The organism is Bernardetia sp. Wsw4-3y2, from assembly GCF_037126295.1.
Classification (GTDB): domain Bacteria; phylum Bacteroidota; class Bacteroidia; order Cytophagales; family Bernardetiaceae; genus Bernardetia.
The window spans coordinates 341,239-357,667 of record NZ_CP147017.1 but is presented as its reverse complement, the minus strand read 5'-3'; the positions used below and the strand labels follow the sequence as shown (position 1 = coordinate 357,667).

Annotated in this window: 21 protein-coding genes; all 21 read left to right on the top strand. The window is 32.8% G+C overall.

Features of this window, described 5'->3' with window-relative positions; translation table 11 throughout:
* The first annotated feature begins 25 nt into the window (after positions 1-25).
* The 21 genes from V9L05_RS01440 to V9L05_RS01340 all read left to right on the top strand — a co-directional run bounded on the left by V9L05_RS01440 (position 26) and on the right by V9L05_RS01340 (position 16,399).
* On the top strand, positions 26-286 hold the full coding sequence (locus V9L05_RS01440; RefSeq protein ID WP_338814088.1) for a hypothetical protein: 261 nt from the start codon (positions 26-28) through the stop codon (positions 284-286).
* The gene (locus V9L05_RS01435; protein ID WP_338814087.1) at positions 279-941 is read left to right on the top strand and encodes a hypothetical protein; all 663 of its coding nucleotides are present in this window, start codon (positions 279-281) and stop codon (positions 939-941) included. Before V9L05_RS01440 ends, V9L05_RS01435 begins: the two co-directional genes overlap by 8 nt.
* Positions 934-1,437, top strand: a complete 504-nt coding sequence (locus V9L05_RS01430; RefSeq protein WP_338814086.1) for a hypothetical protein — start codon at positions 934-936, stop codon at positions 1,435-1,437. Before V9L05_RS01435 ends, V9L05_RS01430 begins: the two co-directional genes overlap by 8 nt.
* Positions 1,438-1,895: 458 nt before the next feature.
* Positions 1,896-3,212, top strand: coding sequence for a hypothetical protein (locus tag V9L05_RS01425; protein ID WP_338814085.1), 1,317 nt, complete (start codon positions 1,896-1,898; stop codon positions 3,210-3,212).
* A 12-nt stretch (positions 3,213-3,224) separates the two neighbouring features.
* Positions 3,225-3,785, top strand: a complete 561-nt coding sequence (locus V9L05_RS01420) for a hypothetical protein (protein ID WP_338814084.1) — start codon at positions 3,225-3,227, stop codon at positions 3,783-3,785.
* Positions 3,786-3,813: 28 nt separating this feature from the next.
* On the top strand, positions 3,814-4,113 hold the full coding sequence (locus V9L05_RS01415) for a hypothetical protein (protein WP_338814083.1): 300 nt from the start codon (positions 3,814-3,816) through the stop codon (positions 4,111-4,113).
* A gap of 122 nt (positions 4,114-4,235) precedes the next feature.
* Positions 4,236-4,559: a hypothetical protein gene (locus V9L05_RS01410; RefSeq protein WP_338814082.1), complete on the top strand. Its 324-nt coding sequence runs from the start codon at positions 4,236-4,238 to the stop codon at positions 4,557-4,559.
* The gene (locus V9L05_RS01405; protein ID WP_338814081.1) at positions 4,559-4,924 is read left to right on the top strand and encodes a hypothetical protein; all 366 of its coding nucleotides are present in this window, start codon (positions 4,559-4,561) and stop codon (positions 4,922-4,924) included. Before V9L05_RS01410 ends, V9L05_RS01405 begins: the two co-directional genes overlap by 1 nt.
* Positions 4,925-4,979: 55 nt before the next feature.
* Complete coding sequence (locus tag V9L05_RS01400) at positions 4,980-7,421, top strand: hypothetical protein (RefSeq protein WP_338814080.1); 2,442 nt, start codon at positions 4,980-4,982, stop codon at positions 7,419-7,421.
* A gap of 97 nt (positions 7,422-7,518) precedes the next feature.
* The gene (locus V9L05_RS01395) at positions 7,519-7,983 is read left to right on the top strand and encodes a hypothetical protein (protein ID WP_338814079.1); all 465 of its coding nucleotides are present in this window, start codon (positions 7,519-7,521) and stop codon (positions 7,981-7,983) included.
* An 84-nt stretch (positions 7,984-8,067) separates the two neighbouring features.
* Positions 8,068-9,315, top strand: coding sequence for a S49 family peptidase (locus V9L05_RS01390; protein ID WP_338814078.1), 1,248 nt, complete (start codon positions 8,068-8,070; stop codon positions 9,313-9,315).
* A 77-nt stretch (positions 9,316-9,392) separates the two neighbouring features.
* A complete protein-coding gene (locus V9L05_RS01385) occupies positions 9,393-10,364 on the top strand; it encodes a hypothetical protein (protein ID WP_338814077.1) in 972 nt (323 codons plus the stop codon).
* 74 nt (positions 10,365-10,438) lie between these two features.
* Entirely contained in the window at positions 10,439-10,762 is a 324-nt protein-coding gene (locus tag V9L05_RS01380; RefSeq protein ID WP_338814076.1) for a hypothetical protein, read from the top strand.
* A 65-nt stretch (positions 10,763-10,827) separates the two neighbouring features.
* Positions 10,828-11,364, top strand: coding sequence for a hypothetical protein (locus V9L05_RS01375; RefSeq protein ID WP_338814075.1), 537 nt, complete (start codon positions 10,828-10,830; stop codon positions 11,362-11,364).
* A 24-nt stretch (positions 11,365-11,388) separates the two neighbouring features.
* Positions 11,389-11,703, top strand: a complete 315-nt coding sequence (locus tag V9L05_RS01370) for a hypothetical protein (protein WP_338814074.1) — start codon at positions 11,389-11,391, stop codon at positions 11,701-11,703.
* A gap of 7 nt (positions 11,704-11,710) precedes the next feature.
* Positions 11,711-12,235, top strand: a complete 525-nt coding sequence (locus V9L05_RS01365; protein ID WP_338814073.1) for a hypothetical protein — start codon at positions 11,711-11,713, stop codon at positions 12,233-12,235.
* Positions 12,207-12,779 carry a hypothetical protein gene (locus V9L05_RS01360; RefSeq protein ID WP_338814072.1) on the top strand — a complete coding sequence of 191 codons (573 nt, stop codon included), beginning with the start codon at positions 12,207-12,209 and terminating at the stop codon, positions 12,777-12,779. The genes V9L05_RS01365 and V9L05_RS01360 overlap by 29 nt, the downstream gene beginning before the upstream one ends.
* Positions 12,766-13,056 (top strand): hypothetical protein, encoded by a 291-nt coding sequence (locus V9L05_RS01355; RefSeq protein ID WP_338814071.1) that lies wholly within the window; start codon positions 12,766-12,768, stop codon positions 13,054-13,056. The genes V9L05_RS01360 and V9L05_RS01355 overlap by 14 nt, the downstream gene beginning before the upstream one ends.
* The gene (locus V9L05_RS01350) at positions 13,053-13,652 is read left to right on the top strand and encodes a hypothetical protein (RefSeq protein ID WP_338814070.1); all 600 of its coding nucleotides are present in this window, start codon (positions 13,053-13,055) and stop codon (positions 13,650-13,652) included. Before V9L05_RS01355 ends, V9L05_RS01350 begins: the two co-directional genes overlap by 4 nt.
* Positions 13,645-15,270: a hypothetical protein gene (locus V9L05_RS01345; protein ID WP_338814069.1), complete on the top strand. Its 1,626-nt coding sequence runs from the start codon at positions 13,645-13,647 to the stop codon at positions 15,268-15,270. Before V9L05_RS01350 ends, V9L05_RS01345 begins: the two co-directional genes overlap by 8 nt.
* Positions 15,271-15,811: 541 nt before the next feature.
* The gene (locus tag V9L05_RS01340) at positions 15,812-16,399 is read left to right on the top strand and encodes a hypothetical protein (RefSeq protein ID WP_338814068.1); all 588 of its coding nucleotides are present in this window, start codon (positions 15,812-15,814) and stop codon (positions 16,397-16,399) included.
* The last annotated feature ends 30 nt before the right edge of the window (positions 16,400-16,429 follow it).

Sequence of the window (16,429 nt, the reverse complement as noted above, 5' to 3'; positions counted from 1 at the left end):
TAGAACCTGAATTTTTTAAATAATTATGCAAACAACATTCGAACGCCTGAACGAAACAGGTCAAAAAATAGCAGGATTTGCATTTGTATGTGCGCTTCTTTGGTTAGTCTTAATTGCCCAAATATTTTTCTCTTTTGTAGAAGGAGTTTTGAATAGACCAAAAGAACCTGAGACACAAGCAAATGCGAGCTGGGTAAAGCCTATCACAGCACAGGAAGAGAAACAGAAAGTAAAATCTTTCTGGAGTTTGAAACTCACTTTTGAGGAAGGAGGACAAGATGAGTAATCAACAACTCATTGGAACACTAAAGTATGTAGACTCAAAAAAGGGTTTTATTGATGCTATGTTTTGCAAAAACTCTGAACCGAATAGTTCTATTCGTTTAGAGTTTAAAGACAGAGAATTAGAACTTGGAAACGTAGGATTTAAAAATCAATATGCGATTTATAAAAACTACGAAGTACAAAATATAAAAGTAGTTATACAAGCCACACAAATACGAACTACTCAGTCAGGAAAGCCTGTAATGAGAGTAGAATCTATCCAATCTGCTAAAGACTACTATAACAAAATCAAGCAAGAAACAGAAGCTATACAGTCTGTAAAAGACAAACATCTAGCTTGTGTAGAAACTCTACAAAATTCAGTTACTCTTTCTTTTAATGCTCAAAAACAAGCATTAGAAGAAGCTGAGAAAGTAGCAAAATCTTTACAATCTGTAAAAGAGTTTCTAAAAATGGTTTCTTCTGTAGCTCATAAGGGAACGCTTATGATAGAAATTTTGGACGATGGAACGGAAAATTACGGATATATTCTAGATACAGCATATAGTCCACAACCAAAACGTTTTTACGCTAAAGACCTTGCTACTCTAAGTTTTCAAGTAACAGCATTTGGCGAACAGATGCGAAGCAAAAGAAAGGAGCAGCAAGATGAGTGAAGCCGTACAAGCTCCACAGGAGCAGAAGGAAAAAAGAATCTATTATGATGTAGCCAAGAGCTTAACCAAAGTAGAAGAGTATTTACGTGAGTACAATGAAGACAAAGAATCTACATTAATGATACGACTTAATAGAGTCCCTTTGCTCCTTCGTATTTACAGGCTTTGTTTGTCCAAGTATAATGCTAATAAGCATCAGAACATCAAAGTAATAACAGAAACTGTAAGAGATGCCGATACAGGCGAAGCAAAGCAAGTCAAAACACTTGCACTCGTTACGAAAGTGAGCAGTCTAGCTACTCATTTTCAATGCCACAAACGAACTGTTACTAGACAACTAAGCGTAATTAGAGGAGAAGCAGCTAAACGGGCTGACGTAGCACCTCCTCAATTATTAGAAGTATTTGGAACTAGCTGCTACGGACTTACTTTGTCGCTTAATCCTGCGTTTTTAGTGCTTTCAGAGCGTAAAGAACAGGAAGAAGAACAAGTATAAGACTTAATTTGACGTACCACAAACCCCAAAATAGTAGTCCGTATAAAAACGAAAGTTTCAAAAACGGTACTGCTTTACTATGTACTTATGTAAGAGGGTATAAGGACAGAATGACATCCCTTTTACCAGTATTTATATAGCATTTATCTAGACTATTTAAAAGCTATTTAAAAGCTATTTAAATGCTATGTAAATAGCATTTAAATAGCTTTTAAATTTCTGTGTAAATCCCCTTATTTCTCCAAGCCTTTGCAGATAACGAACTTTGTTTTAAAAAGTCCTTTACTTGCAAAGCAAAAGAAATACGGTAAATAGAAATTACTTAGTAAAATAGGCGAGGGGGCGTGGCGCAAAAAAAAATCCTTCAACACGGAAGGATTAAAAATTATTTTTCTGCAATAGGTTGATCGGATTTGACAAAGGGTAAGTCGCACCGACAACACAAACATACAAAAATTATGAATAGTGAGCAAATCAAAGAGCTAGAAAATTTTGAATTTAAAGGAAAAACTAGAAACGCATTTTTAGTAGAAGGTCGTATAGTTTGGTTTTTACAATCGTACCCAGACTTTCTTTCTGTAAATGAGGGTTTTTATGGTGATGACAAAGAAGATAACGCAAAACGTATGTTTTGGCTCAAATGCAAAAAGATACAGCGTGAGAATAACTTCAGATGTGTAATTGGCAAAAACAAAAAGCCAATTTGGAAAAATGGTAAAGCTCAAATTTCTGATATTCCTTGCAAATGGGAAATCATCATATACATTCGTGAGCTTGATTATCCAGTAAAACTTTGTAAAAACTTCTATGACCACGATAGCTTGAGAACAATTCAAGAATTTTTGCTAAAAGAAATATTTGGGCGTATTGATCCAAATGGTCAAATAAAAAGACAGAGACCAGATCAAACATTTGTAAAAGCTTTAATTTTTGACCGAGAAACTGATGAGAATGTTTTTCAATATCCTGCACCTGGTATTATGATTCTTGATGAAGAAGAAAGTAGAAAAGAATTGCTACGAGTTTTTAAGCACTTCAAAGAAAAACAATGCTTCCCTCCACAGGAGCATTACTCGCTGAGTGAGCAGGAATTCAAATCTACTCCTAAAATCATCAAAGAAGATACGAATGATTACAGTCATATTTTCTTGCAGATGAAAGAAGCGATGTATTCAGAACTTGTAAGATTGAATCTTGCTGAATACATTGCAGAAGTCGCAAATATCAAATTTCATAGCTTTCAAAATAACTCTTTGAAATGTTTTATTGACAGCAAAAAGCAATTTGATAAGTTAGAAGAAGATAATTTTTTAGTAGTATTTAGAAAATTTCAAATTCGTTTTTTTGGCGAATCTGTAAAACTTGAGTACGCATTAAAAACACCTATTCAATCAAGCGAAACGCAAGCGAAAACAACCGAAACACAGACAGTTGAAGTTGAAAGGTCAGAAGTTGCAAAAACTCAAAAGCGCATAAAAAGACACACTAACCCAGATGATGTTTTTACAGCTACAATGATTGAATTTAATCGTAACTCAGGTGTGAAACTCATAGAGTTTCAGTCATTAGAATTAAAGTTTCGCAATGATGATGAAGGAATAACTCACATCACTTTGCCAAATGAACATTTGATTGAAACGTTTATGAATAGCGATTACAAAGTTTTTTTTGACAAAGCGCACGAAAAACACTTTGGAGGAACTTATAAAATTGTTCTTCGTCATGAGCCGATTGATACTTCTTTTTTGAATTTAAAACCTAGAAAAATCTATTAAATCACAACAACTATGATAGCATCATTTAAAAAACTTTGGAACAATAACGAAGCTACTTTCTTTGTAGGTAAGATTTGGAGCGCATACTTGCACTATAATCTTGTAGAAAATGCAAATCAAGCATATTTAGAATATGTAAATAGTTATGCTAAAAAATTCCCTAATCAAATCCTAGATGATAAATATGAAAATTGTTATGAAGTATTTGGAGAGTTTGGGCTTAATATTGACGAGCCAAAAGACCTAAAACCAAAACTCCACACAATAAGAGCAGGGAGCAGATGGAGAGCAGAAATGAAAATACACTTCGGTATTAATCCAAGAAGTAAAAATTACTTTCAGTTTGCGCCAGTTATTCCTTGTGTGAGTGTACAGGAAATTGAGATAAGACATAAACTTATAGGAGCTTTTATTGAAAAAGTTTACGTGTTTATTGATGGAATTAAAATTCACGAAGAAAAAATTAAAATCCTTGCAAGAAATGACGGCTTTGAAAATGTAGATGATTTTTTCAAATTCTTTCATCAAGATTTCACAGGTCAAATCGTCCATTGGACTGACCGAAAATATTAATCATTCATAAACTCAAATTAACTTAATTATGGACACAAACTCAAACTATATTCCTTTTGGCGAGGAATGGAAAAAAGAATGTCAGAAATTTTCTAAATCTGATATAATTGAAATGTATGCTACAAGTCAAAGGCATCATAACGAGCTGAAAAACGAGAAAATAGCTCTTGAAAATTGGCTTAAATCTAAAATTAAAGCTGTTCAAGAAGACCTAAATGTTTTAACAAGTAATGGTATAATAATAGAATTAAACACTACTATCGAACATGAAAAAGCAAAAACGCAACTTTCTACTCTAAAAGGAATTTTAAAGATTCTTGAAGTATAAAGTAAATTTAAAAATAATTTTCTCAAACTACTGTTATCAATTTGATAACAGTAGTTTTTTGTTTAAAATAAATTTGTATATTAGTGTTATCAATTTGGTAACATTAACTAATCATAATATTTATGAGTGCAATAGATTTAAAGCAAGCGAAAAAATATTGGCAAGAAAAAACAAAAGGTATTAAACATAAAGATGCTGAAAGAAAAGCAGGGTTTTATTTAAACCTTCATAGAATTGGACATAATCCATACGACACTATTTGGAATCCAAAAATGGAAAGTGGAGAAACTGGCATCTATGAACTCATAGAATATGAAAAATACGATGATCCTGATGATATGATTAAATCGTCCTATTGGAATGCAATTGGTTATGTAGGTAAAAAGACAATGGCTGAATGCACATTTGAAGAATACCTTGATATTTACGTTTACAAAAAGAAGTAATGACAGGAACAGAAGCAAAAAAAATGAGAGAATCTTTCGGATTAAGTCAATCTGATGTAGCTCGTAATTTAGGGTATGCGAATAGATTTTCTATTGCAAGAATAGAAGCCTACAAAGAAGTCCCTTTAAATTATCAAAAACCTTTAGAAAATTTATGTGAGTTGATGCTCCTAAAGAGCAATCAAATAAAGCAAGACTATAAATTTCAATTTTCTAAAAAGAATGAATTAGTATTTGCTCATCAAGTTCTAAGACGTGTTTATTCAAATAACGAAGAAAGTGTACTTCGTTTTTCACAAGAAATAAACAGAGATGTAAAAACTCGTCAAGATAAATTATACAAATACGAAATAATTGTTTTTTGATAATAAAAAAATATTGATATTTGGAAACTAATAACACAACTTAGCTTCCAAAACAATGGCAAAAAGAAAAATAAGAGAAGGAGAAATAATAAATAAAGTAGCAAATGATTACTTTTCAAACTTTGACTGTACAAAATTACTCGGTGATGTAGATTTTTGTGTGTCCCCAAAGTACGGAACTCAAACGCAGGTTTTTGGGGAAGAATCACTCCTTTGGGCAGAAGCCAAAAAAGGAACAGCCGATTATATTACTTCTATTGTACAGCTCATTTTGACCATTGGAAAAGCTCGTACTTTTGACAGTCATTTACCTCCTGCATATTTAGGAGCTTTTGACGCTGAAAAAATAGCTTTCATTCCTTACAATGATATTCAAGATGTTTTTTATGAAAATGATTTTAACTGGAATGTAACGCCTTCCAATTATGAAACAAAAGAATTTAAGCAGCTACAAGAAAGAGTCTCTGAACTCATAGAAAAACAGTCTTTGATATTCTATTACGATAAAGACCCAAAAGATTTAAAGAGCTTCATCAAAACGAATTTTATAGTAGGTAAATCATCTACTTCGAAAATTCAGATTGATAAAAATAACTTTATCGTTATTTACAGTAAATGGCTCATAGCCGTAAAGCCTACGATTGCCGTAAATTGGGAAGTCGCTAAAAAAGGAGGAATCATTGATGGCGATTTTTATTTGGCTGATTTGCTTTCAAAAGAAAATGAAACGCTTAAAGAAAAACTGTATGTTTTGTTACAGAAAGACCATTACAAACTAGATAGAAAACTAGATGATATGGGAATGTTTTCCTCCAAAACAGCCAATTTTACAGACAAACAAAAAGCACATAATCAGTTTTGGAATAAATACGAACGTCCTCCAAAAGAAGAATATTGGGATTATATTGTAGAGCGTAGAGATTTGCTTGTTCCACAGGATATAAGAGAAAGAAAAGGTAGTTTTTTTACACCTCAAATCTGGGTAGAACTCTCTCAAAAATATCTTACTGATGTATTAGGAGAAGACTGGCAAGATGAATATTATATTTGGGATTGTGCAGCAGGAACAGGAAACCTACTTGCAGGACTGACCAATAAATACAATATTTTTGCTTCTACACTAGACAAACAAGATGTTGATGTGATACACTCTCGTATCAATACAATGAATAAAAATTCAATAAGTGGACACGGAGCAAATCTTTTGGAAGACCATGTATTTCAGTTTGACTTCCTAAATGATGATTTTGATAAACTTCCCGAACCATTATTGAAGATTATAAATGATCCAGAAAAACGTAAAAAGTTAGTTGTTTATATTAACCCTCCTTATGCTGAGAGTAATGGAAAAATAAGTAATACAAGAAGTAAAGTTCAAGTTTCGAATACACATTCAAACTACTCTGGTCAATTAGGAAAAGCAAGTTCAGAGTTATTTGCTCAATTTCTGATAAGAATCTATAATGACATTCCAGATTGTATAATTGGACAGTTTTCAAAGCTCAAATTAATAAATGCAGGTAATTCAAAAACATTTAGAAATAATTTTTTAGCAAAACTAGAGAACCTTTTTGTTGTTCCTGCTGATACTTTTGATAATGTAAAAGGAAAATTTCCAATTGGTTTTTTTATTTGGAATACAAATAAAAAAGAAAAATTTGAAAGTATAGAAGTAGATGTATTTGATTCAAACAATAATTTCTTAGGTACTAAAAATTTCTATTCTTATGATAAAGATAAAGGGAGAATAAATAATTGGTTGAAAATCTTTAAAAATGACAAAGAACATGTAGGAATATTAATGGCAGATGCACCAGATTTTCAGAACAATAATTATATTTCTATTCAAAACGAAAAAGGAAAAAGACATGGCATTTACTTTTCAATAAATAAAGATAATTTAAAGGAAGCATCTATTTACTTAGCTGTTCGTCAAGCAATAAGTACAACTTGGCTCAATGACCGAGATCAATTTTTATATCCAAATGATAAATACAAAACAGATAAAGAATTTCAAAATGATTGTTTGACTTTTTCTTTATTTGATGGACAAAATAGAATCACATCAGAAGAAGGAATAAACCATTGGATTCCCTTCAAAGAACAGGAAGTAAACTCACGAGGTAAATTTGAGAGTAGTTTTATGACTGATTTTATTGCAGGAAAAATAAAAAAAGAAAGCGATAATAAGCAGACTGTAATGTTTAGTGACAAAAATAAAAATGAACCTTTGGAGTTTTCGGAAGAAGCAAAAGCCGTTTTTGATGCAGGGCGTGAGCTTTGGAAATACTATCACAGTCAGCCGAATGTAAATGTAAATGCTTCTCTGTATGATATTAGGGCGCACTTTCAAGGCAGAAATGCAGCAGGAAGAATGAATAGTAAAAGTGATGATAAAAAATATATGGAGTTGATAGGCAACCTAAGAAATGCCTTAAAAATTCTAGCAAAAAAAATAGAACCAAAAGTATATGAATACGGATTTTTAAAAGAATAATCTTTTGCTCAAAAAGTAAACATATTCTAAAAATATTCGTATTTTTACAGAACACCCCCTATCTGCTTTTTTATTTATTACTTACTTGATTAATAAAATGCAGAATAATATAATAACTATCAATTTAAAGCTCCCCGTTTTCGCAGTAAAGGTACTGGAGAAGTCGGGTTATTTGCCGTTAGAGAAAGGCACAATAGAACATAATACAATTTATTCTATCCTTGTTCTTGGCAGACATATCCCATTTTCGAATAATGTGATTTTCAAACCCTCAACTCTTGTAACTCAAAATGTTGCATTAGGAATTCATATTCCTCATCATTTTTCTTTAGATTATCATCCTGATAAATTAAAAAATATTCAAGCGTTTTTAATTCACACAGCAAAAGAGAAAATTATTGAATTCTGTGATTTTCAAAAAGAACAACTGTCGCTTAGTGTTGTAGATTCTGTTAAAAACCTTATGACTTTTTATGAAATTGATGAAGACACATATTCTCAAGATAGTATAATTACAATGCGTTACGAGCGTAATAAGAAGCGAAATAAAAAAAGCAAATAGGGTAAAAAAAGCTCGTACAACATTCTTTTAAAGACCATTTATAGAAATATTTGTAGCGTACTAATATGCTACAAATATTTTTTTATGTCTTTACACAAAATACTAACTTCAATCAATTCGTCGAAATGGGCGATAACAGCAGCTCACGCAACCGACTACTTGCGTGCGCTTGATAATGCCTTAGATTCTGACATAGACATAACCCCAAAGGCAGCTCTTGCTAACTACGAAAGTACCGACATTGAAAAAAACGAACTAACCGAATATGATGATAAAATTGCCATTCTAAGAATAGAAGGAGCAATTATGAAAAGTGGTTGGTGTTCGTATGGTACAGAAGATTACGCAAATTATATCGAAAATACTTTTGAAAATAATGATAGCATTAAAGGAATGCTACTCATTGTCGATAGTGGAGGAGGACAAGTAGCAGGAACACAAAGACTTTATAAAGCTATCAAAAACGCTCAAAAACCCATTATTGGACTTGCTTCAAGTATTGCAGCAAGTGCTGGATATTGGATTCTTTCAGCTTGTGATGAAGTATTCATAGAAAATGAAACAGACGAAGTAGGCAGCATAGGGGCGTTCGTTTCATTTTCTGATTACTCCGAATATTTCAAAGAGGCAGGTATCAAAAGACACGAGATTTACGCTCGTAAATCAATCAATAAAAATAAAGAAGTAAGAGAAGCAATAAAGGACAACTATGGTCCTATGCTAGATAATATGCTAGATCCTTTAGTTGATATTTTCATACAAGACATCAAAAATGCACGTCCAAATAATTCTGAAGAAGTCTTTTCAGGAGGTATTTATATTGCCGAACGTGCGATTGCAGTCGGATTAGTAGATGGCATTAAATCAGAAAAAGAATCAATGGCGCACCTGCGCTCACTTATATCAAAACCAAATTCTCAACCTCAACAAACTCAAATTTATATGAGCAAATTAAGCGTAGGTGCAAACCTTAAAAAATTTCTAGGATTCGGCGATGCAACCGAAACAGAAACTTCATTAGAAGTCAATCAATCTGGATTAGCTAAAATTGAAGCTGCTCTTCAAGAAGCCGAAAACTCTAACAAAACACTCAATTCTGAAAAAACAGAACTAGAGAAGAAAGTCAAAGACTTAGAAACTCAAAATCTTGTCTTATCAGAAAATGTGAAAGAGCTTAAAGCCAAAAACGAAGAGTATTCAAACGTTGCAGCATCAAGTCCAGCAGCTCCAGTTTCTGCTACTCAAAAAACAGATGCTCCTGATGTAGAGCCAAAAGAAACTGATATTTTCACTGAATTTAATTCACAAATAGAAAGTAATTACGGCTTTTAATAGCCTTTAAACCTTTCAAAAAATAGCCATTTAAAAATTACCAATTTATCGAATCACTTACTTATTTATAAAATAAAATGAGTCAAATTACAATCACTCAAGTAGTTGCAATGTTTGGAGCATACTATGTTCAAAACAGGGCAAATATGAACAATCTGATACAGCAGATTTATCAGGCAGAAAAAACAGCTTCTTTCTTTCGTTTGATGCCTACAATGTCCACTATTTATGAAAGATCTACATCAGAATTAGGAGAGGTACTTCAAAAATATCAACCTGACTTTACTCCTAAAGGAGATGTTACTTTTAAGGGTGAACAATATCTTTTACCTTGGCTCAAGGTAGATGTAGAATATGTACCAGATACATTAGTTCAGTCTTGGCTAGGATTCTTAGCAGGAAGTGGATATGAGAAAGAAAAATATCCCTTCATTAAATGGTTTATGGAAAATCATTTGATTCCAAAAATGAAAGAGGATTTTGAAAAAGCAATTTACATGGGTGTCGATGGAACTGTAACTCCTGGAACTGCTACTACTGCTCTTGCCGTCATGGATGGAATTAGAAAGCAGATAAATGATTATGTTGCAGATGTCAATTCTGGAATAAATATCATTGCTACAGGGGCATTGGACAATGATGACAAAATTTTCGTGAAACAGATAGAAGATTTTTGTGATCAAATTGCTGAAAAGTTTGATGGAATTTCTATGGAACTCTTTATGCGTCCTAGCCGATACAAGTCGTATCGAAGAGGTAGACGTGCACTCTACAATGAAAACTATGCACAAGTTTCAGACTCAGAATTGCTAGATGTAGAAGATACAAATATCAAGGTTGTTAAATCGCCATCTATGGCAACATCAGATAAAATATGGATGTCTCCTGCTAAAAATCGTGCTCGTCCTGTTAGGATGCCAAAAGACAAGCAAATTATAGGAATGGAACGAGTAGTCAGAAAAGTTCAAATGTACACAGACTGGCACGAAGGAGCTTGTTTTGAGACTCCAATCTATATTTGGACAAACGATTTAGATACTACTCCATAGAGTTTTGTTTAAGCTATTGCACTGACAACCTTAAACATATTCAAAATATACCTTAAACAAACCTTGACAAACTCATGACAAAAGAAGAAACCGAAAAAGCACTTGCAGAAGCAAATCAGCAACTCGCTGAAAAAGATGCACAAATCAAGCAAATGCAAGAATATATCGACAATCAAAATGAGCAGTTAGAGAAACACGAAGTTTCTAAATCTGTCAAAAACCCTGTTTACACGTCAAAAGACAAAAAGAGTTATGAAATCGTAATTCCTGTGATGACTGTAAATAGTAAATCGTACACCTCAAAAGTTCTTGCAGAAGATACGAAAAACATAGAAATATGTGAAAACCTTATTGCAGGAGGTTCAGGTGCATTCAAACTTATAGAAAAAACAAAATAGGGCTTATCCCCTATTTCGTTTTTTTCTTTTTATCAAATTAGAAAACTATTTTATTTTATATAAAAATGGATACTCAAGATTTAACAGATGTAGATTATGGTTCAGTCCAAGCAAAAGGGATTGCACCTATTTTCTACATCGCATTGCTAAGTGATGTCCTTACATTACCTGCGCTTCCTGTTGCTCCTACAACATACGCAGAAAGCACTACTATTGTAGGTGATATTGCATTCAAAGTAGGTAAGTGTTTCAAACAAGTACAAGCTCGTATTGACCAATCTTTCCTTGATAGTGAAACAGCAGGAGAAACAGAATCAATGTCTTTCAATACTGATTTTGGTTTTTCTATTCCAACTAATCATCCTTCTGCACTAGGATTTATTAAGCATTTCCTTAATAAGCAGGTTGTTATCGTAGCTGAAGAGCTATGTGAAGGCAATAGATTAATTGGAGGCAAATGTAATTATGCCTATGTAAAAAGCGCAAAAATTATGTCTGGAAAAGGTCAAGATAGCTTCAAGGGAATTGAGGTTGTTGTAGGTATTTCAGGAACATTCCCTATGCGTTACGAAGGAGCAGTTCCTTTAACACCAGCCGTTTAGTTTTTCTCCTAATTATTTTCGCTTATGTGTAATTGTAAAGATTTAAAAACAAATGATCCACTTCCACGCAATATAGATACAACTGTCTTGCGTGAGTGTGTGGAGGAAGAATATGAAGTAATTGGAGTAAAAGTCGGTGTGATTTTATGGCGAGGTTATACAGTAGATTTGTCTCAAATCTGTTGTAAACAAGCCCAAAAACTTATCGATGAAGGCTTTAATTATTTACGTAAAAAAGAAGTAGTAGAAAATGAAAATCCAACAACAGATACAGGAAGTTCTGCGACTGTGGAACTACCAAAAAGCACTCGCAATTCTAAGAAAAACAAAGCCGAATAGCTTTGTCTTGAAACAGTGCGAAAAATCTGAAAGTGATTTTCATAATGACATTCTAAAAAAAGAAATTGAGGCGTTGCAGGATATTCAAGATGAAGAACCTCAACGCCTTAATACTATTGTTGCTAAAGCTCGTCCAAAGAAGTTAGAAGAATTAGAAACTGAATGGAAAGACAAATATAAGATTGCAAATTACAAATTTACCAATCTTGATTTTATGGATGAAGAACAGCGTAGGGTAGCTTGTCATGATATTCTTGATGAATTTGATATTATCAATGAATATCAGCAAATAACCGATACTTGGGAAACCGAAGGAATCGTAAAGCCTAAAAAGTCAGAAATAGAAGCTAAAAAAACAAAAGCAGATATAGAAAATTTGCCTGATGATTTAGCAGAACTTTACAGGATGTTGAATAATAATCGTTCAAATCGTTCGAAACACAAAGGGCGCAAGAAGTACGATTATTATAATGAATTGGTCATTGCAATAGAAAAAAAAATAAATGCTATTCAGTCCGAAGGAAACAAATAAAGAACTTTTAAAAAAAGAAGAAACTACAAGTAGTTGTTCAGGACAATCATTCAAAACTCCAAAAATTCAAGCAAAAGAAATCAAAACTCGTAAAGATTTGAGGGCAACTATCAAAGTTTTAGAGAAAGATTCCTTTTTAGAGTTCTGGACGAATGGAGCTTGGAGTAATGCTGATTTAGTGGAATTTGTTTTGGAGCAGACGGGTAAAGCAAATTTATATATCTGTACATGGTCAATTACAGAAGTTCCCGTCCGAAAGCTATTTCTTCTTAAAGAGAAAGACTTGATAGGGAGCATAAAGGCTTTGTTAGATTATCGTATCGAAACGACAAGTCCAAAGGCTATTCCTTTTTTGAAAACATTTGCTGAAATACACCTTACCAAGGTACATGCAAAGATTACGCTTATAGAAGCTGAAAATGCTTTTGTAACGATTAATAGTAGTGCAAATTTTACTAAAAACCCTCGTTTGGAGAGTGGATATATTTCTACTCATAAACAGAGTTTTGAGTTTTTTAAGAAAATATTTGATGAGTATAAATAATCTGACTCAAGAACAAAAAAAAGATATAGAAGATTTTGCAGCCGTGTATTTTTCTCACGAGCAAATCTGTATTGCCTTAGAATTAGATTTGGATGAATTTCAATCTGATTATGACAATGAAGGCGAAATATATAGAATAGTACAGAAAGGGAAGCTACAAAGACTATATAAACAAAGAAAAATGATATTTGAATTAGCCGAAAATGGAAGTACTCCAGCTCAACAAATGGCTATGAAGATTATAGAAGCTCAATCACTAGAGGAACTAAAGCTATGAATCCAGTAACATTAGATAATCTTGATGTAGAAATTATTATAAAAGCATTACAATCAAATAAAGGTGAATGGTTAGAAAGTCTTACTGATAATCAAAAAGCTTTATACAAAAGATGTGAGCAAGCAAATGAACTTATTCATAAATGGAAAAGTCGTAGCAAGGTTGTACCTATGTTTGTTAAGATGTTTAAAATCACTCCAACAGATGCCTATGTACTCTATAACAATACGCAAATCATTTTTGGAGAACATGTCAAGAATAACAGCAAACCATTTTTTGTAGATATTCTTTTAGAACAAATTTTTGAAGTTTACAGGCTTGCAAGTGAGAAAAATGACTTAAAAGAAATGAATGCTGCAAATAAGCAGCTTCAAGTAGCTATCGAAAAATTCTTTCCTGAAACGGATGCTTTATTGCCAGAAGATATCAATATTCCTGCAATTGTGATGGGATTCTATCCCGAAGAGCTAGGAATGAATTTGCCTACTGAAGTAGAATTACAAAAACGAGTTTCAAGAATACTTGATTTTAAAAAGAAGAAACAAAACGAATATACAGATTTTGAAGAGATAGAAGCTCAAAATAGTGATGATTGAACCTGCAAAACGACATTTCAATAAACCTCAGCTACTTTCTCATTTGATTTTTGCCCAAATAATGATACTTATTTGGGGAAGAGGAACAGGGAAAAGTACAGGAGTTATTGCGCCTTGGACTTTGAGGAATGTTATTGCAATGCCAAGAAGTAACGGCATTTTTGTCGGAAAGACTTATGAGCAGCTTCTCATCAGGACACTTCCTCCTGTAATCGCAGGATTGGAAAAATTAGGCATTTATGAAAACCGTCATTATTTTATTGGCAAATTTGCGCCTAAATCGTGGAAATGGGATAAAGCATACACAAAACCAATCAAAGCTGATCATTATATCCATTTTTGGAATGGTGCAGGAATTTACCTTGTTTCTCAGGATAGGGTAGGTTCTTCAAACTCACTTTCAGTTGATTTTGTCGCAGGTGATGAAGCAAAATTACTTAATAAAGAAAGGTTAGATGAAGAAGTATTATTGACATTGCGTGGAAATGCTCAATATTTTGGTCATTTATCAAATCATTATTCTCAGTTATTTACGACTGACCGTCCAAAAGGAGCTGCTGCAAAGTGGCTTTTGAATTCTGTAAATGAAATGGATGCCGAAGTGATAGAAACTATTTTACAGCTTTCTGCAATCGTAGAACAGCAAAAAATAGAACAATATCATAAACCTAATAAAGGTAGAGCATACAGAATTTCAATAATGGAAGAGCAGCTCCACGCTCTCCGAAAAGGGACTACATTAGTTAGTTTTGCTTCGACCTTGGATAATATTCATGCATTAGGTTTTGATGCGATTTCAAATATGAAACGTAACCTTACTCCTACGGATTTTACGCTTTCTGTTTTGAATAAAGATACTCCGACTGTTGAGGTTGCTTTTTATCCTACTTTTGATATTCAACGATTAGGTTATAATAAGCCTAATTACTCATTTATAGAGTCTTTAGAATATAAAGAACTTAGAAATAAAGAAAGAGATTGTAGGCATGATGGCGACTTATGGAATGCGCCTTTGGATATTGCTTTTGATAATAATAATAAAATTAATAGTCTTGTTATTGGTCAAGCGCACGGAAGATATTATGACATAATAAATGCAATGTTTGTGCTAGGAGAGAATAAAGAGTTCTTAAAAGACTTATGTAAAAAGTTTGATGCTTACTATAAGTATCATAAAATTAAATGTAATAAGATACACTTCTATTATGACCACACAGCAAAGAAAGGGGATGATAGAGGTAACAAGACATCAGCCGAATCTACAGTAGAAGAGCTGCAAAAATTAGGTTGGGAAGTAGAAGAGCATGACACAGGACACGCACCCGACCATACAGTACGTTATCCTTTCTTTATTACAGCATTCAACAATGAAGATAGTAGATTACCTATCTTTCGTATCAATGAAGACAACTGCAAACCTTTGATAACATCATTAGAAGATGCAGGTAGTTACCTAACACTAAAAGGAGAAACAAAGAAGGACAAGAAGACCGAACAGAGTACACTTATACCACCAGAAGAATCTACCCACTTCTCCGAAGCATTTGATATGCTTATCTATCCTAAGTTTGCTCATCTTATCCAAGAGCAGGCGTGGAGAGGTGTACCAGTACCTTAGATTATTATTATATACAATTTCCAAAAGATTGCCACTTGAATTTTTGAAGCTCGCAGCTTAACACAAAAATTCAAGTGGCATTTTGTATAGGAAGCAGTTGAGGTTGTTTTTGCCTTTATTTGCCCTTTATAACGTGTTTGTGTGCATTTCTTTTTGAATACGATTGTGTGTGTAAATCCAAATAAAGTTCAATATACGCATTAAAAAGTGTGTCAAAACAAGCGATACTCAACAGCACAAAAGCAAGTCAAATGCCCTCACATATCGGAAAAAATCACTTTTGGCAATTGCCGTTCTTACTAGTGTGTGTCGGCAGTTTAGAGAGTGATTTTTGATAAAAAATTTTTAAAAAAATGTTATTAAAGTATTGATAATCAGTCTTTTAGCTATTAAAAAACAAATCAAAAAACTTAATTTAATTTGCCTAATATATTAGGCAAATTAAAAATATTTTCGTATCTTTAGGTATTGAAAGAGGGTAGTAATGCATCATCTTTTAATACTCTTTTTATTTTTTTTATACAAAATTAAATTTATTATTATGTCAAATTCAAATGTAACAACCGTAAAAAAAGAAACTCCTAAAAATGCACCTAAAAACGGAGCAAAACAACCCACAGCAGCCGAGTTACAAAAGCAAATAGAAAAGCTAGAAAATGAAAGGCTTGAAATGATTGCAGATTTGAGAGGGTTAGAGGAGGAAAAAACAGACTTAGCGCAAGAAGTTGAAAAAACACTTTTAGAAAATGCTACTTTGAAGGCAAATGCAAAACACGCAAAAGAAGAAACTCAAAAACAAATTTCAGAAGCGCAAAAAAAAGCAGAGCAAGCAGTAAAAGCAGCTATTAACCCAACTCATGCAACAGCTGAAGAAAAACTAAACTCTTTAGGTAAAGCTAATGAAATAAGCGAACTGTTAAAAAGGAAAAAACAAAGTTATGAAGAGTTTACTTTTGCCACAAAAGCAGACGAAAGAGAGTATGTAAGAGTAATTTTTCAGCGTTCAGAAAGTAGTAAGTTTCCATTAGGAAACCCAGAAATTACGAAAACTCTTATAGAAAAAACGAAAGAGTTTATGTTAAAATCTATTGAGGAAACTGAAAAAGAACTTTTAATGTATCAAATTTAATTATTTTTTACTATTATCAAATTGATAACA

What these genes read in the sequence shown, in the direction of transcription:
- V9L05_RS01410 (WP_338814082.1), top strand. Translation starts at nt 4,236, where the DNA reads ATGAGTGCAATAGATTTAAAGCAAGCGAAAAAATATTGGCAAGAAAAA.
- V9L05_RS01405 (WP_338814081.1), top strand. Translation starts at nt 4,559, where the DNA reads ATGACAGGAACAGAAGCAAAAAAAATGAGAGAATCTTTCGGATTAAGT.
- V9L05_RS01415 (WP_338814083.1), top strand. Translation starts at nt 3,814, where the DNA reads ATGGACACAAACTCAAACTATATTCCTTTTGGCGAGGAATGGAAAAAA.
- V9L05_RS01390 (WP_338814078.1), top strand. Translation starts at nt 8,068, where the DNA reads ATGTCTTTACACAAAATACTAACTTCAATCAATTCGTCGAAATGGGCG.
- V9L05_RS01350 (WP_338814070.1), top strand. Translation starts at nt 13,053, where the DNA reads ATGAATCCAGTAACATTAGATAATCTTGATGTAGAAATTATTATAAAA.
- V9L05_RS01430 (WP_338814086.1), top strand. Translation starts at nt 934, where the DNA reads ATGAGTGAAGCCGTACAAGCTCCACAGGAGCAGAAGGAAAAAAGAATC.
- V9L05_RS01425 (WP_338814085.1), top strand. Translation starts at nt 1,896, where the DNA reads ATGAATAGTGAGCAAATCAAAGAGCTAGAAAATTTTGAATTTAAAGGA.
- V9L05_RS01435 (WP_338814087.1), top strand. Translation starts at nt 279, where the DNA reads ATGAGTAATCAACAACTCATTGGAACACTAAAGTATGTAGACTCAAAA.
- V9L05_RS01375 (WP_338814075.1), top strand. Translation starts at nt 10,828, where the DNA reads ATGGATACTCAAGATTTAACAGATGTAGATTATGGTTCAGTCCAAGCA.
- V9L05_RS01370 (WP_338814074.1), top strand. Translation starts at nt 11,389, where the DNA reads ATGTGTAATTGTAAAGATTTAAAAACAAATGATCCACTTCCACGCAAT.
- V9L05_RS01395 (WP_338814079.1), top strand. Translation starts at nt 7,519, where the DNA reads ATGCAGAATAATATAATAACTATCAATTTAAAGCTCCCCGTTTTCGCA.
- V9L05_RS01420 (WP_338814084.1), top strand. Translation starts at nt 3,225, where the DNA reads ATGATAGCATCATTTAAAAAACTTTGGAACAATAACGAAGCTACTTTC.
- V9L05_RS01400 (WP_338814080.1), top strand. Translation starts at nt 4,980, where the DNA reads ATGGCAAAAAGAAAAATAAGAGAAGGAGAAATAATAAATAAAGTAGCA.
- V9L05_RS01340 (WP_338814068.1), top strand. Translation starts at nt 15,812, where the DNA reads ATGTCAAATTCAAATGTAACAACCGTAAAAAAAGAAACTCCTAAAAAT.
- V9L05_RS01345 (WP_338814069.1), top strand. Translation starts at nt 13,645, where the DNA reads ATGATTGAACCTGCAAAACGACATTTCAATAAACCTCAGCTACTTTCT.
- V9L05_RS01385 (WP_338814077.1), top strand. Translation starts at nt 9,393, where the DNA reads ATGAGTCAAATTACAATCACTCAAGTAGTTGCAATGTTTGGAGCATAC.
- V9L05_RS01360 (WP_338814072.1), top strand. Translation starts at nt 12,207, where the DNA reads ATGCTATTCAGTCCGAAGGAAACAAATAAAGAACTTTTAAAAAAAGAA.
- V9L05_RS01380 (WP_338814076.1), top strand. Translation starts at nt 10,439, where the DNA reads ATGACAAAAGAAGAAACCGAAAAAGCACTTGCAGAAGCAAATCAGCAA.
- V9L05_RS01440 (WP_338814088.1), top strand. Translation starts at nt 26, where the DNA reads ATGCAAACAACATTCGAACGCCTGAACGAAACAGGTCAAAAAATAGCA.
- V9L05_RS01355 (WP_338814071.1), top strand. Translation starts at nt 12,766, where the DNA reads ATGAGTATAAATAATCTGACTCAAGAACAAAAAAAAGATATAGAAGAT.